This is a genomic window from Chitinophaga sp. HK235, from assembly GCF_018255755.1.
Lineage (GTDB): Bacteria > Bacteroidota > Bacteroidia > Chitinophagales > Chitinophagaceae > Chitinophaga.
Genome location: NZ_CP073766.1, coordinates 5,042,966 through 5,059,157, shown reverse-complemented (window position 1 = coordinate 5,059,157; position 16,192 = coordinate 5,042,966). Strand labels below are relative to the sequence as shown.

General features: G+C 46.5%; 11 protein-coding genes. 6 read left to right on the top strand and 5 right to left on the bottom strand.

Features of this window, described 5'->3' with window-relative positions; genetic code table 11:
• The first annotated feature begins 90 nt into the window (after positions 1 to 90).
• Together KD145_RS18840 and typA are read left to right on the top strand one after the other, a co-directional pair.
• Complete coding sequence (locus KD145_RS18840) at positions 91 to 2,322, top strand: patatin-like phospholipase family protein (RefSeq protein ID WP_212000782.1); 2,232 nt, start codon at positions 91 to 93, stop codon at positions 2,320 to 2,322.
• 317 nt (positions 2,323 to 2,639) lie between these two features.
• Positions 2,640 to 4,448 (top strand): translational GTPase TypA, encoded by a 1,809-nt coding sequence (typA, locus tag KD145_RS18835; protein WP_212000781.1) that lies wholly within the window; start codon positions 2,640 to 2,642, stop codon positions 4,446 to 4,448.
• A gap of 372 nt (positions 4,449 to 4,820) precedes the next feature.
• Here typA and recA read toward each other — a convergent pair whose 3' ends face one another.
• The 5 genes from recA to KD145_RS18810 all read right to left on the bottom strand — a co-directional run bounded on the left by recA (position 4,821) and on the right by KD145_RS18810 (position 9,836).
• The gene (gene recA / locus KD145_RS18830; protein WP_212000777.1) at positions 4,821 to 5,831 is read right to left on the bottom strand and encodes a recombinase RecA; all 1,011 of its coding nucleotides are present in this window, start codon (positions 5,829 to 5,831) and stop codon (positions 4,821 to 4,823) included.
• A 560-nt stretch (positions 5,832 to 6,391) separates the two neighbouring features.
• Complete coding sequence (locus KD145_RS18825) at positions 6,392 to 7,087, bottom strand: hypothetical protein (RefSeq protein WP_212000770.1); 696 nt, start codon at positions 7,085 to 7,087, stop codon at positions 6,392 to 6,394.
• A 10-nt stretch (positions 7,088 to 7,097) separates the two neighbouring features.
• On the bottom strand, positions 7,098 to 8,594 hold the full coding sequence (rpoN, locus tag KD145_RS18820) for an RNA polymerase factor sigma-54 (protein ID WP_212000763.1): 1,497 nt from the start codon (positions 8,592 to 8,594) through the stop codon (positions 7,098 to 7,100).
• A gap of 121 nt (positions 8,595 to 8,715) precedes the next feature.
• Positions 8,716 to 9,318, bottom strand: coding sequence for a ribonuclease HII (locus KD145_RS18815; protein WP_212000761.1), 603 nt, complete (start codon positions 9,316 to 9,318; stop codon positions 8,716 to 8,718).
• A 74-nt stretch (positions 9,319 to 9,392) separates the two neighbouring features.
• Positions 9,393 to 9,836: a hypothetical protein gene (locus tag KD145_RS18810; protein WP_212000760.1), complete on the bottom strand. Its 444-nt coding sequence runs from the start codon at positions 9,834 to 9,836 to the stop codon at positions 9,393 to 9,395.
• A 248-nt stretch (positions 9,837 to 10,084) separates the two neighbouring features.
• On the opposite strand from KD145_RS18810, the gene KD145_RS18805 reads away from it, so the two are divergent.
• From KD145_RS18805 to KD145_RS18790, 4 genes are all read left to right on the top strand, one after another.
• On the top strand, positions 10,085 to 12,247 hold the full coding sequence (locus tag KD145_RS18805) for a S46 family peptidase (protein WP_212000758.1): 2,163 nt from the start codon (positions 10,085 to 10,087) through the stop codon (positions 12,245 to 12,247).
• Between the two features lie 143 nt (positions 12,248 to 12,390).
• Positions 12,391 to 13,557 (top strand): porin, encoded by a 1,167-nt coding sequence (locus KD145_RS18800; protein ID WP_212000757.1) that lies wholly within the window; start codon positions 12,391 to 12,393, stop codon positions 13,555 to 13,557.
• A 41-nt stretch (positions 13,558 to 13,598) separates the two neighbouring features.
• Positions 13,599 to 14,267 (top strand): succinate dehydrogenase cytochrome b subunit, encoded by a 669-nt coding sequence (locus tag KD145_RS18795; RefSeq protein ID WP_212000756.1) that lies wholly within the window; start codon positions 13,599 to 13,601, stop codon positions 14,265 to 14,267.
• A gap of 6 nt (positions 14,268 to 14,273) precedes the next feature.
• On the top strand, positions 14,274 to 16,184 hold the full coding sequence (locus KD145_RS18790; protein WP_212000748.1) for a fumarate reductase/succinate dehydrogenase flavoprotein subunit: 1,911 nt from the start codon (positions 14,274 to 14,276) through the stop codon (positions 16,182 to 16,184).
• Positions 16,185 to 16,192 lie beyond the last annotated feature (8 nt).

Below are 16,192 nucleotides of genomic sequence, written 5' to 3'. Positions count from 1 at the left end.
CTGGAGTGAAGATGATCTTCATTTCAGGCCCGTAATTCGTAATTCGCAATTCGTAATTTTTTACGTAGGTTTATTGGTAATAATCGTCTGATGAAGGTGAAGCTATTGCTAATAAAAACGTACTATTCTTTCCCTGTCCAGCTGCTCCTGCTGCATTTCAGGAAATATCAGGTGTTGCTCATCTTTTGGGTTATCCTTTTCGGTACGATAAACGGTGGTTTTGCCAAGGTTTTTGGGGGAGATGCCCTCTTTCTGGCACCGGAATACCTCGGGAAGGTGAACTTTTACAGTACCGCCATTCTCGGACTGGCTACCGGCATGTTTATTATGAGCTGGCAGATTACCACCTTCATCCTGCATACCGGCCGGTTTAAGTTCCTGGCCACTACCTCACAGCCTTTTTTCCGGTACTGCCTCAACAACTCTCTCATACCGCTGGCTTTTTCTATTTGTCTGCTTTACAGGGGCTGGGAATACCAGCGTTACGAGCAACTGAGCACTATTCCGGAAATTTTACTGCTGGGAGAAGGGTTTATATGCGGCGCTCTCTTTATTGTTTTCTTCTGCTTCTTTTACTTTTTTAATGCAGATAAAAACATTGGCCGGCGGTTGGAAAAACGTTTCGGTAATCCCCGCAATTTTCTGCGGGTGATCCTCAAACCCACCCAGGAACCAGACGAAAACGCGCTGCCGGTACACAACTATTTCTCAACGCCCTGGCGAATACGAAGAGCCAGGAATGTTGATCACTACAACAAACACTACCTCGACAGCATCCTCAAACAACACCATTTTGCTGCCATGATCACCGTGGGCTGTGCCCTTATTTTTCTGGTGATACTGGCTTATATGATGGACTATGAGGTGTTCAGGATTCCGGCCGGAGCCAGTGTCCTTATATTTTTTGCTTTCCTGATAGGCGTGGCGGGCGCATACTCTTATCTGCTGCAAACCTGGTCTATACCAGTGGTGCTGGTGTTGATGCTGGGGCTGAACTGGATGGTGGAACACAACTGGATCGATAACCGAAATAAAGCATACGGACTTGATTATCAACAGAAGAAAGCCCGGCCGGATTACAGCCTGGAGGCTTTGCAGCATTTCTTTACCCGCGAGCGATATGAAGCAGACAGATTGAAGACGCTGGAAATTCTGCATAGATGGAGGGGGCGGTTTCCTGTTGACAAAAAACCGCGGTTGATTGTAATGAATTTCAGTGGGGGAGGCAGCCGTTCGGCCACCTGGTCACTGCATGTACTGCAGCGCCTGGATAGTCTGCTGGGTGGTGATTTGATGAAACACACGGTACTGATGACAGGCGCTTCCGGCGGTATGCTTGGGGCCAGTTATTTCCGGGAGCTGTACTTAGAGCAGCTCATGGGCAAGCCGGTACGGCTTACCGACAGCATTTATATAGATAGAGTATCAAGAGACCTGCTGAACCCGGTTTTCAGTACTATGGCGGTGAATGACTTTATCACCCCATGGCGCACTTTTCAGTTAGATGGCCACCGCTATGCGAAGGACAGAGGGTATGCCTTTGAAATGCAGCTGAACCAGAACACCGACTATATATTGAACAAAACCCTGAAAGATTATAGGGAACCAGAGCATAAAGCATTGATACCGATGCTTATCTGGAATGCGACCATCAATGCCGATGGCCGCCGGCTGATGATCTCCCCGCAGTCAGTCAGCTATCTCTGCAGTCCGCAGTACCTCTATCCAACACGACAGATACGGGATATTGACGGGGTGGACTTCGGTCAGTACTTCGCAGGACAGGATGCAATGGATTTACGGGTCACCAGCGCCATCCGTATGTGCGCTACTTTTCCCTATGTGCTGCCTAATACCTTTTTGCCCAGCAATCCTATTGTGGATGTGATGGACGCAGGTATCCGGGACAATTTCGGACAGCAGACCACGCTGCGGTTTCTCTATACCTTCAGTAAGTGGATCAATGAAAATACCAGCGGGGTGGTATATATCCAGGTGAGGGATACCCGTAAAAACGATATTACCCCCATTAAAAAAACGAAGGACCTGGGAGATCTGCTGTTTGAGCCGTTGTTTACTATGCAGCAGCACTGGAGCGCCATGCAGGATTTTGATCAGGACGACCTCATCAATTATATGGAGGGTTATTTCCCGAATAAGTTCCACCGCGTTATTTTCCAGTATGTGCCTCAGAAGCAGGATAAGGCGGCCGCATTATCCTGGCACCTTACTTCCCGGGAGAAGCTGGATATCGCTCATGCACTGGACAACCCTGCCAACCAAAGTGCACTGGATTTTGTCGTCAAACAGATGGCAGAATAATCCACCCATCTTTCCTATTTATTATGGTCAGGCGCCGGTATGGCGTTGTAAACTTCGTATAGTCTTATGGGTGGGAGATAGGCGGCCTGCACCATATGTAGGCCTGGTGCGGCCGGGAGGAATAATGATGGCGGATGGCCAATTGTAACAAATTGTTATTCAGTTGATTGTGGCGCATTTTTAACAAGTGACTAAATGGTTACATTTATTTAAAACGTGAATCCGGCATTCTCGTCAGGTTTTCGTACCTTTGCGCCTCATTTTTGTAGCTATTAGCCCAAATTTAGTTAGTAGCTGATAGCTAAAGATATAAGTATATGAACATTCGTAATATTGCAATTATCGCACACGTAGACCATGGTAAAACTACCCTGGTTGACAAAATCCTTCATCAGACAAACGTATTCAGGGCTAATCAGGAATCTGGCGAGCTGATCATGGATAACAACGATCTCGAGAGAGAACGTGGTATTACCATTTTCAGTAAGAATGCTTCTGTTGAGTATAAGGGTACCAAAATTAATGTGATCGATACGCCGGGCCACGCCGACTTTGGTGGTGAGGTAGAGCGCGTATTGAAAATGGCTGATGGTGTAATCCTGCTGGTGGACGCCTTTGAAGGACCGATGCCACAGACCCGTTTTGTGCTGCAGAAAGCATTACAGCTGAACCTGAAGCCAATTGTTGTTATCAACAAGGTAGACAAAGCCAACTGTCGTCCTGATGAAGTACACGATGCTGTATTTGAATTGTTCTTCAACCTGGACGCAACTGAAGAGCAGCTGAACTTCCCGACCTTCTACGGTTCCGGTAAGAATGGCTGGTTCAACAGTTCTCTGGAGCAATGCTCAGACATCACTCCGCTGATGGATGGTATCATTGAGCATGTACCGGCACCTAAAACGCCGGAAGGCACTCTCCAGCTGCAGATCACTTCCCTGGATTATTCTTCCTTCCTGGGCCGTATTGCAGTAGGTAAAGTGACCCGTAATGCTATCGAAGAAAACCAGTGGATCACCCTGATGCAGGCTGACGGTACCGCTAAAAAACAGAAGGTTCGTGAACTGTATGTTTTTGAAGCTTTAGGTAAAAGGAAAGTAGCGAAAGTACTGGCCGGCGATATCTGCGCTGTAGTAGGGGTAGAAGATTTTAATATTGGTGACACTATTGCTGATGCGGAAGCTCCTGAAGCATTACCGGTAATCAGCGTAGACGAGCCTACCATGAACATGCTGTTCGGTATCAATAACTCTCCGTTCTTTGGTAAGGATGGTAAGTTTGTTACCTCTCGTCACCTGCGTGACCGTCTGGTAAAAGAAACTGAGAAAAACCTGGCGCTGCGCGTTGTTGATACAGACAGTGCTGATAGCTTCCTGGTTTATGGCCGTGGTATCCTGCACTTAGGTGTATTGATTGAGACCATGCGTCGTGAGGGGTATGAGTTGACTGTTGGTCAGCCGCAGGTTATCGTGAAACACATTGACGGTAAAAAAAGCGAACCATATGAAACACTGGTGGTAGACGTTCCGCAGGAATTCGCCAGCAAGGTGATTGACCTGGTTACCCGTCGTAAAGGTGAGATGCTGATCATGGAAACCAAAGGTGAAATGCAGCACCTCGAATTTGAAATCCCATCCCGTGGTCTGATCGGTCTGCGTACACAGATGCTGACCGCTACTGCTGGTGAAGCTGTAATGGCCCACCGCTTTAACGACTACAAACCATGGAAAGGTCTGATTCCTGGCCGTAACAACGGTGTACTGATCGCGAAAGAAGCTGGTTCTACTACCGCTTACTCTCTCGACAAATTACAGGACAGAGGTTCTTTCTTCGTTGATCCGGGAGAAGAAGTATATAAAGGCATGATCATCGGTGAAAACAACAAACCTGGTGATCTGGTAGTAAACCCTAACGAGGGTAAAAAACTGACCAACATGCGTGCCAGCGGTAGTGATGGTGCAGCCAATATCGCTCCTAAGATCCTGATGACACTGGAAGAATGCATGGAATACATTCAGCACGATGAGTGTATTGAAGTTACGCCTAACTTCATCCGTATGCGTAAAACCATCCTGGACGAAGAAGAACGTAAGAGAACTGCAAAAAGCATGAAAGCTGAAGCGTAATAGCCAGGCTTTGTTTGATAAGATAGTAAGATAAACAGTGATAAAAAGCCGCTCCATATGGGGCGGTTTTTTTTTGCCACTGACTGACCGCCGATTTTTATGATGAATGCTGATAAGCATGATGAAGAGCACATTAGTGCTTAACCCCTCCATTATCAATATCCATCAGGGCTCATCATCTTCCATCACAGTTACCATTATCAATATTCATCAGGGCCATCATCTCCATCAGGATTTATCACAGTCCAAAATAAAAATCCCCGCCCAGGATAAGGCAGGGATGTGCATACTAACCCAATGCTTACTAAAACTAAAACTAACTTCTATGTATTTAAAAAAGGTAATTCTACTTTAAAGCTAATTACATAATAATTAAGCTTCTTCTCGTTTCTCAGCAATTTTCACTTTGATCTTTGCTTCGATTTCTGCAGACAGTTCCGGGTTGTCGTTCAGTAATTGTTTTACTGCATCACGGCCCTGACCCAGTTTATTGGTGTCGTAGCTGAACCAGCTACCACTTTTCTGTATGATACCATATTCTACGCCCATATCGATGATTTCACCCATTTTGGAAATACCCAGACCATAGATGATATCGAATTCGGCCTGACGGAATGGAGGCGCCACTTTATTTTTAACCACTTTTACTTTTACACGGTTACCGATCGCTTCGTCGCCATCTTTCAGTTGGCTCATGCGGCGGATATCCAGTCTTACAGAAGCATAGAACTTCAGTGCATTACCACCGGTAGTCGTTTCCGGGTTACCAAACATAACACCGATTTTCTCACGCAGCTGGTTGATGAATATGCAGCAGCAGTTGGTTTTAGCGATGGTGGCTGTCAGCTTACGCAGTGCCTGAGACATCAAACGTGCCTGCAGACCCATTTTGCTGTCACCCATTTCTCCTTCCAGCTCGCTCTTCGGTACCAGTGCAGCTACAGAATCCACTACCACTACGTCTACCGCTCCGGATAAAATCAGACGGTCTGCGATCTCCAGTGCCTGCTCACCATGGTCTGGCTGTGAAATGAGGAGGGAGTCCACATCAACACCCAGTCTGCGGGCGTAGCTGCTGTCAAAAGCGTGCTCCGCATCCACAATGGCACAGATACCACCTTTCTTTTGCGCTTCCGCAATAGTATGAATGGCTACTGTTGTTTTACCGGAAGATTCAGGACCATAGATCTCAATAATCCTGCCCTTAGGAAAACCACCAATGCCCAGTGCGATATCAAGACCCAATGAACCAGAAGAAATTACTTCCATTGGAGCCTCTGCTTTTTCGCCCATCATCATCACGGATCCCTTACCGAAATCCTTCTCTATCTTATCCATTGTGAGGCGTAACGCCTTCAATTTTTCAGTATTGGCTGTAGACATATCTGTAGTTGTTTTTTGCAAATTTAATCGAAAAGCATATCTCCAACTGGAATGCTAAATTATAACCTAATTTTTGATTTTCCTAAATTTTTTAGCATTTTATTTTTAATGCTAAAAAAAGTAGTATTTATATCGAACTATCACTCATTCTCTTCTTCACATCTGCATTGCCCGTAACGACAATACAAAGATGGGAAGCCATTACGCATTGAATGTGCGTAATCATTTCTTTCTCAAAAAATTCTCAGCGACGGGGGAAAGGGAAAATACTGCATTTTGAAAAAGCGTAGTTATACGCTTGAGGTTCAATGCAGAATATCGGACTTTTGCATTGTCAAGTTTAGTTGTTGATGATTGTTACCCCAATGTTTGTTAGTCTGTTTGTTAACCTGCCTTGCGGCCTTGCATCCATGGTTACCGGAAAAGGCAATCCGGCTGAAACAAGGTAAACCCCAAAAATTTCTTTCCCCCATCCTGAATATATCTTATTCCTTGTTATGTTTTTCCTGGATAAAAAGAGGAAAACCGCAAGGAATAGGTTGTTCAGGATGGGATACCGGTCAGACCAGGATCCAGCACGCGGCCAGCTGCGTGATAATACCGATAAAGATACCCGTATAAATCTCCGCAGGCGAATGTGCATGCAGCACCATCCGCGCTGTAGCCACAATACCCGTCACAAAAAAGGTGATCACCAGCGGCACCGACACATTCATATGCATCCCCCACATCAGCGACAGCAGGAATCCGATCACCCCGCCCCAGCCAATGCTGTGCATACTGGTCTTCATAAAAGTATTGGTAACAAAGGAAATGGAAATGGCCAGAAAAGACCCCAGGAAAAAGGCCGAATAAAAACGGGGCGCACGACCCTCCTGTAAAAAGGTATAAAATGCCCAGAAATAATAAATAATGATCGCCACATAAGGAATAATCCGCTCCCGCTGCGTTTTCATATAAATAGACGGGATAAATCCCAGCTGCTTGGCCAGCAGCACTGTCAACAACGGAAACAGCACCGTGATGATGCCCACCCGGAAATACAGCATATCAAACGCAAAACGCATGCTCTGCGGCTTAAACGCCACCATGTATTCGGGAATAGACTGCAGTATCAGGAAAGTGACCAGCGTTGGTATAAACAACGGATGGGTGATATAGGAAATAACCTGCGCGGCGGACCGGGCAACAGGCGGAAATACCGGCCATTCCTGGTTAGTGATGTTCCTTTCCGGTACTGCGTGTTCTTGCATCATTCTCTTATTCTTATAATTCTTTACGTAAACGGGCAACCGGTATGTTCAGCTGCTCCCTGTATTTGGCCACCGTACGGCGGGCAATATTATATCCTTTGTCCTGCAACATCTTCGTGAGGTTTTCGTCACTCAGCGGCTTCCGCTTGTTCTCTGCCTCTATCAGATCAGAGAGGATCTTCTTCACCTCCCTGGTGGATACTTCCTCCCCGCTATCAGTAGACAGGGACTCAGAAAAGAAGAACTTCAGCTTGAAAGTACCAAATTCCGTCTGCACATATTTGCTGTTGGCCACACGGCTCACCGTGGAGATGTCCAGTTGTGTACGGTCGGCAATATCTTTCAGGATCATCGGCTTCATGGTGGTTTCGTCGCCGGTCAGGAAAAACTCCCGCTGATAGTCCATGATGGACTCCATAGTAGATAACAGGGTATGCTGACGTTGTTTGATAGCATCAATAAACCACTTGGCGGCGTCGATCTTCTGTTTGATAAACAGTACGGCCTCTTTCTGGCGCTTGTCCTTTTTGTCTCCCCGGTCGTATTCCCGCAGCATATCGCGGTAACCGCCGGAAATACGGAGGTCCGGTGCATTACGTGAATTGAGCGTCAGTTCCAGCTTGCCGGCATTATTTATAATGAAGAAGTCAGGCAATACATAACTCTCGGCTTTATTGAGGGTCGCATAGTTGCCTCCCGGTTTGGGATTCAGCTTGATGATCTGATTGATGGCTCCTTTCAGGCCCTCATCACTCAGGCTCATCGCCTTCTGGATCTTTTCGTAGTGTTTCTTGGTAAACTCGTCAAAATAATTTTCGAGGATCAGGTAGGCATTATGTACACCTTCATCTTCCTGAGCTTTGCGTTTCAACTGTAAGAGCAGGCACTCTTTCAGGTCGGTGGCGCATACGCCGGCAGGGTCAAAATCCTGGATCTTTTTGATCAGCTCACGGATCTCTTCTTCACTGGTGTCTATATTCTGAGAGAAGGAGAGGTCGTCCACCATTGCACTTACTTCCCGGCGCAGATAGCCGTCATCGTCAATACTGCCAATGATATGTTCTGCAATGGTATTCTGGTGCTCGTCGAGTTCCAGCATGCCCAGCTGACTCAGAAGATGCTCATGGAAAGAGGTTTCCACCCGAATAGGGATGGTTTTGTTGCTCTCGTCCGGATCAGGGTAATTGTCGTCACGCAGTTTATAATCCGCTACATCATCATCCCCTTCGCTCACATATTCGGAAATATCAATATTGTCGTATTCGTTTTCGCTGCCATCCGGCTCAAACTCATCCTCTTCGTCAGTCTCAGTTTTTGCATCAAACTCTTCCTGTTCTTTAAACTCATCTTCATGTGCATCTTCACCATATTCCAGTGCAGGGTTTTCCTCCAGTTCTTCTTTAATCCTCTCTTCCAGGTTGACAGTAGGCACCTGCAGCAGTTTCATCAACTGAATCTGCTGTGGTGAAAGTTTCTGCAATAACTTTTGCTGTTGTGTCTGCTTTAGCATAATAATCGTTCCCTATCAGGGCAAAATTAATAAGTATAAGGTTAACGATAGCCTTACCGTCTATAGCAGTCAACAGTTAGCGGATATTTGGCTAACGGTGGGCGGCTGATAGCCGGAAGGGCTATAAATCCAGTTCCAGTTGCTCATCGGGCAACAGGCGGAATGACTTGCGGTGGTAAGGTGATTCACCAAATTCCCGCAGTGCTTCCCTGTGCTGCCTGGTAGGATAGCCTTTGTTCTCATTCCAGCCAAAGTGCGGGTATTCCTGATGCAACTGTTGCATATACTCATCCCGGTACGTTTTGGCAAGAATAGAGGCGGCCGCAATGGATGCATATTTACCATCTCCCTTGACAATGCAGGCAAAAGGTGTTTTGCCATAGGCATAAAACCGGTTTCCATCAACGATGATGAATTCCGGTTGCCGGCTCAGTTGCTCCAATGCCAGGTGCATAGCCCGGAAAGAGGCTTTTAGTATGTTTATCTTGTCAATCTCCGCATGGTCTACACTGGCAACAGCGTAGTGCAATGCCTCTTTTTCTATTACTCCGCGCAACAGATCGCGGTCTGCCGGGCTCAATTGTTTGGAATCATTGAGTAACGGATGGCTGAAACCTGCTGGTAAAATCACAGCTGCCGCAAACACAGGGCCTGCCAGGCACCCTCTTCCGGCCTCGTCACAGCCAGCCTCCAATAATTCGTTCTGATAATGAGATAGTAGCAAATCCGGTTCTGTTTAAGACGGGTAAAATTACAAGATTAATGTTCAAGGAACAAGGACTACGGAATTTTAGCGTCTTACTCGGAATCACGTTTGAACAGGTCTTTGAAATCCTGTTTGAAGTCTGTCCACTCCTTATCAGATTTTTTCATCAGCTCATCAGCGGCCTTACGTGTGCTGTCCCAGGTATCGGCACTGCTGTTCTGGACATCCTTCATCTTTTGATTCATCTCCGCTTTCAGGCTCTCCAGCTTTTTACGGGCTGCCTTGCTTTTCGCAGTTCCTTCTTTTTTTAACTCGTCACTGGTCTTGTCTATTTGTTTGATCCGCTCTCTGATAGCTTCCTCCGCCTGCTTTTTCTGCTCGTCGAGGTATTCCCCGGCGCTTTTGGCAGTGGCTTTTACGTCTTCTTTAACTTTAGTAGCGCCTTCCTTCACCTCTTCTTTCTTTTCCTGCTGCTTTTTATTCTCGTTGCACGCCAGAAATGCTGCTACTCCCAGTAATAACATTATTTTTTTCATGGTCAACTGATTTAAACTGTTAGAAAATATGATTTTTGGCACGGGTACTTTGTTGTTCCCCCCTTATCAAAACATATTCCAGTTTTTTTGTTCACACGCGGAACACATTATTTACAGACTGAAAAATATATATAAATTATTAGTGCAATTTAATGGTTGGTAGAATGTTGTGCATTATACCTACACATGCGTCCGTTAACGAAAAAATAGCTAGGTTTGAGGTCCTTTTATAACAAAACCAAATTTATATGAGAAAAAAATTAGTGGTTTTGCTCCTCCTGCTCAGCATAAGCATTCAATGGGCGAAAGCAGACGAGGGCATGTGGCTCCCTTATTTATTGGGCCAGCAAACCTACAATGACATGGTCAAAAGAGGCCTCAAATTAACCAAAGAGCAGCTGTATAGCATCAACAAAGCTTCCATGAAGGATGCGATCGTAATCTTTGGCGGAGGTTGTACCGGTGAAATTGTAAGCAATGAAGGCTTGATCTTTACGAACCACCACTGCGGTTATGGCGCAATTGCTGCTGCCAGCTCTGTAGAACATAACTATCTCAAAAACGGCTTCTACGCAAAAAATAAACAGGAAGAAATTTCTTCCCCCATGCTTTCTGTACAGTTCCTGGTAAAAGTGGAAGATGTAACGAAAGATGTGGAAGCACAGCTGAAAGGGCTTAACGGCGCTGACAGAGTGAAAAAAGAACAGGATGTTTACAACGATATCATCACCAAAGCTACCACCGGCACCGGCTACGAAGCTAAAGTGGTGCCCATGTTCAAAGCTAATCAATACCTGCTGTTTGTATACGAGCGCTTTAAAGACGTTCGCCTGGTAGGTACTCCTCCTGAAAGCGTAGGTAAATTCGGTGGTGATACCGACAACTGGGAATGGCCCCGTCATACCGGTGATTTCTCTGTCTTCCGCGTATATGCTACCAAAGATGGTAAACCAGCGTCTTATTCCAAAGACAACGTTCCGCTGAAACCTAAACACTTCCTGCCGGTATCCATCAAAGGTGTAAAAGAAAATGATTACGCCATGATCTTCGGTTACCCTGGTGGTACCAACCGTTACGAAACTTCTTATGGCATCAAGCTGAAAACAGAAGTGGAAAACCCATCTCTGGTAAATCTGCGCGACGTAAGACTGAAAGCCATGATGGAACAGATGGCGAAAGATCCGGCAGTAAAACTGAAACTGGCGTCTAATTATGCCGGTATCGCCAACTACTGGAAGTTCTTTGACGGCGAAACCAAACAGCTGAAACAACACCACGTACTGGAACAAAAAGAAAAGAACGAAGCTGCTTTCGCCAAATGGGCACAGGATAAACCTGAGTTCGCCAATATCATGAACGATTATGCTGCTGCTTACAAAGCATGGAGCCCTTATGCCAAACACCGTGTATATCTGAATGAAGGTATTCTCGGTTCTCCGGCAGCTGCTTATGCAGGTACCCTGATGGCAGTGGAAAAAGCACTGGTAACACCAGGTAGCGCTAAAGATGCCGCTCAACAGGCTGCTGTTGCTGCTGATAAAGCAAGAATCACTTTCTTCGAAAGCGAAAACAAACCCAGTGATCAGAAAATCCTGGCTGCTACTGCCCGCATGTTCTACAACGACGTGCCTAAAGATCAGCAACCTATCGGCTTCTACGAAGCGCTGAAAAACAAATTCGGCAGCCTCGAAGATGACAACACCTGGAAACTCTGGGCTGCTTACCTGATGAACAACACCATCATTTTTGATGATGCCAAATGGAAAGCATTTATGGCCAATCCGGATGCTGTAACCCTGCAAAACGATCCTCTTTTTGCTTATGTCAGCACCTTCATTAAAAACTACGCCGGTAAATACCAGCCTATCTATAGCCAGTTCGCGCTGAAAAACAACGACCTGTGCCGCGAATACCTGAAAGGTGTAATGCAGATGCAACCTAACGCCAACAGGTATCCTGATGCCAACTTCACCATGCGCCTCTCTTTTGGCCAGGTGAAACCATATTCTCCACGCGATGCTGTACATTACGATTATGTTACTACCATGAAAGGCGTGATCGAGAAATATGTACCAGGTGACTACGAATTTGACCTCCCGGCCAACTACATGGACCTGTACAACAAAAAAGATTTCGGTCAATACAAAGACGCTAAACGCAACGACGTAGTAGTGGCCTTTATCACTACCAACGACATTACCGGCGGTAACTCCGGTTCTCCGGTGATCAACGCTAACGGCGAATTGATTGGTCTGGCCTTCGATGGCAACTACGAAGCGCTGAGCCACAAAATCCAGTTCGACGCTGACTACAACCGCACTATCTGCGTAGATGTACGCTATGTGCTGTGGTGCATCGAAAAACTGGGTGGTGCCAAAAACATCATCGATGAGCTGAAGCTGGTGAAATAAGTCCTTCTGCTTAAAAATACAGATCCCGTTCCGGTTATGCCGGAACGGGATTTTTTTATCCTGCCCGCCTCCAAACATTTCCCTGCTGCATATTGTTATCCCCAATAAATAACCGCCTATTCTGAAATTCACAACAACCGTGCATGCATAAACGAAGTGTCTTACTATTTGCCACCTTTTTAGTTGCAGGGATCCCGTTGACGTATGCAGGAAATGGGCTGGCGATAGATACCACCTCGGTTGATACCACTGCACAGAAAGTTGGTTTTCTGAAACGAGTGACACTGGGCGGAGTATTCCAGGCCCGTTATACGCTGTCTCTCAAATCGAACATAGATGTGAACGGAGTACACCAAACAGACGAAGAAAAGGAAGTGGTGCGCAACAGTTTCAGTATTAAACGGGCAAGGCTTCAGGTGAAAGCGCAGGTCAGCGACCGGTTTACAGCCAGCTGTCTGGTTAACTTCGCCGATTTTGCCAGCGACCCCAAAGGAAAAGTGTTGGAAAACGCTTTTATATCCTACCGCTGGAATGATGCGGTCAATTTTACGGTAGGACAGTTCAGACCTTCCTTCGGCCTGGAAGACCTTTATCCGGTGGATATTATCCAGTCGATGGATTTCTCTAATCAGTATTATGCATTCGGAAATAATGGCTGGCAAAGTTTTCAGGTGGGTGTGTCTATGTTCGGCACCTTCCGGAAGATGGCGAGATGGCCCATTAAATACGCTATCAACGTGGTGAATGGCAACAACCGCAACCAGATATCGGATGATGATAATGGAAAACTGGTTTCCACCAGGCTGGAGTTTGGAGACATGAACAGGTTGTCGCTGGGCCTCAATGGCGGATTTGGTGCCGTAAGAAGATATGGCGTTTATGCGTTGGGGATAGACTTCAGCGGAGTAATTCCACTGGCAGAAAAACTGGACCTGCAGCTGCAAACAGAATTCAAACAGTGTACTAATCACCGGTTGTTCTACTCCCTGGCAGACAGCCTCCGGAAAGGACCGCTGAGTGATTATCAGATGAATGGTGTTTATGTGCTACCCAACTTCCGTTATAAGATCAATTATCACAAACTCACATCGATAGAAGTGTCTATGCGCTATGAATATTTTAATGAGGATTTCAGGCATGCCGGCAATGCGCGGCGTTCCTATATCCCGATGATAAGTCTTGCATTTCTGAAAGATTATGGAGGACGCATACAACTGGGCATGCAGATCGACGACTATGACAAGGATATCCCCGGTACCAAAACGCACAGCAGCAATCTGATGATCGTGCAGGTACAATGCAGATTATAAAAGGCCATTATTGATTACCGTCGACTTAAAAATATCAGGTTATGGGTCAGTGGAAACAAAAAACATTAACCAGAAAAAACTGGATGGCATTTACGGGATTATTCCTGTGTCTTTTTCTGGTCATTCATTTCCTGGGAAACCTGCAGCTGCTGCTGCCGGAGGAGAAGGCACATCTGCAATTCAATTATTATTCGCATCTGTTGTCAGGAAATATCATCATCAAAATTATTTCCTGGGTGTTATACATCAGTATCATTGTGCATGTGATATATGCAATCATTATAACGTTGACGAATAAACGTTCAAGAGATGTAAAATACCATTATGACAGGAGAGGGACGGTCAGCAAATGGTATACGCGTAATATGGGATTGCTGGGTACGATCATTTTTATTTTTCTGGTGATTCATTTCAGGGATTTCTGGTATGTGTACAAATTTGGATCATTACCGCTGGACGCGAGGGGAAACAAAGACCTGTACACCTTGGTGGTGGCGGTCTACAGCGAAACCTGGTATGTGCTGATATATGTGTTGTGTATGGTGGCGTTATGCTATCATTTGATACATGGTTTTTTTAGTGCAGCCAGAACGCTGGGTGTATATCATCCGCGATATGTTCGATGGATAAAGGTTTTCGGCTGGCTTTACAGTGTAGGTATCTGTGCTGGTTTTGCGTTGATACCGGTTTACGTTCACTTCTTAAAATAAGCTGAGATGCTGGAATCAAAAATACCGGACGGGCCACTGGAGGACAAGTGGCGTTATTACAAGGAGCATGCGAAACTGGTCAACCCGGCCAACCGCAGGAAGCTGGAGGTAATTGTAGTGGGCACCGGACTGGCCGGAAGCTCTATTGCAGCTTCCCTTGGGGAGATGGGATATCGGGTAAAAAGCTTCTGTTTTCAGGACACCCCACGCCGCGCCCATTCAGTGGCAGCGCAGGGAGGTGTGAATGCCTGTAAGAACTATAAAAATGACGGAGATAACATCTTCCGTATGTTTTATGATACGATCAAAGGAGGTGATTTCCGATCAAGGGAGGGCAATGTATACCGGTTGGCAGAATGCAGTGCCAGTCTGATAGACCAGGCGGTGGCGCAGGGCGTGCCTTTCGGCCGGGAATACGGTGGTTATCTCAATAACCGCTCTTTCGGTGGGGTACAGGTGTCGCGGACCTTTTATGCACGGGGACAAACTGGTCAACAGCTATTGCTGGGAGCCTATCAGGCATTGATGCGGCAGGTACACCTGGGCACGGTGCAGTTGTTTGCCCGTCATGAAATGCTGGACCTGGTAACGATAGACGGAAAGGCAAGGGGTGTGATTGTCCGGAATCTGGATACCGGCAATATAGAGCGTCATGGTGCCCATGCTGTGATATTGGCCACTGGCGGATTCGGTAAGATTTATTACCTGTCTACCCTGGCTATGGGATGTAATGGTTCTGCCATCTGGCGGGCACATAAAAAGGGCGCACTCATTGCCAACCCCAGCTGGACGCAGATCCATCCCACCAGCCTGCCACAGTCGGGCGAATACCAGTCCAAGTTGACGCTGATGTCGGAATCACTGCGCAATGATGGCCGTATATGGGTGCCCAAAAACAAGGACGAAAAACGTCTGCCCAACCAGGTTCCGGAGGAAGATCGGGATTATTATCTGGAACGAAGATATCCGGCTTTTGGTAACCTGTCGCCCAGGGATATTGCCTCCAGGGCTGCCAAAGAGCGTATAGACGCGGGTTATGGCATAGGGCCTTTAAAAAATGCGGTATACCTCGATTTCTCAAGGGCCATTAAGGAACAGGGAGAGCCAAAAATCCGCGAGAAGTATGGTAACCTCTTCCGCATGTACGAAAAAATCACCGGGGTCGATGCTTATAAAGAACCGATGCGTATTTCGCCGGCTGCACATTTTTCGATGGGAGGTCTGTGGGTAGATTATGAGCTGATGACAACCATCCCGGGCCTGTTTGCGTTGGGCGAGGCCAATTTTGCTGATCACGGTGCTAACAGGTTGGGAGCTAATTCACTGTTGCAGGCCTGTGTGGACGGTTATTTCATTGCACCTTATACGTTGGGCAACTATCTGGCTGATGAAATCAAAACGCCTCCGATAGATACCAGTCAGCTTGCTTTCGAGAGTGCAGCGGCAAGAGTAGAAGGGCAGTTGCGCGCATTGATGTCTATAGGTGGTAAGTTATCTGCTGATCATTTCCATAAAACACTGGGTAAAATTCTGTATGACAAATGTGGCCTGTCTCGCTCCAGGGAAGGCCTGGAGCAGGCTATCAGTGAGATAAAGGCATTACGGCAGCAGTTTTATGAACAGCTTTACATACCCGGGGGGATGGCCATCAACAGTGAACTGGAAAAAGCAGGTAGGGTTGCAGACTATTTGGAGCTTGGTGAACTGATGTGTTATGATGCGCTGACGCGCGAAGAATCCTGTGGCGCTCATTTCCGGGTAGAATATCAGACACCGGAAGGAGAAGCCAGGCGCAATGACCAGGACTTTTCTTTTATCTCGGCCTGGGAATGGGCAGGAAAAGACAACCCACCTGTATTGCATAAAGAGCCACTGAAGTTTGAATTTGTTATACCTACCGTGAGAAGTTATAAATAAACTATCGT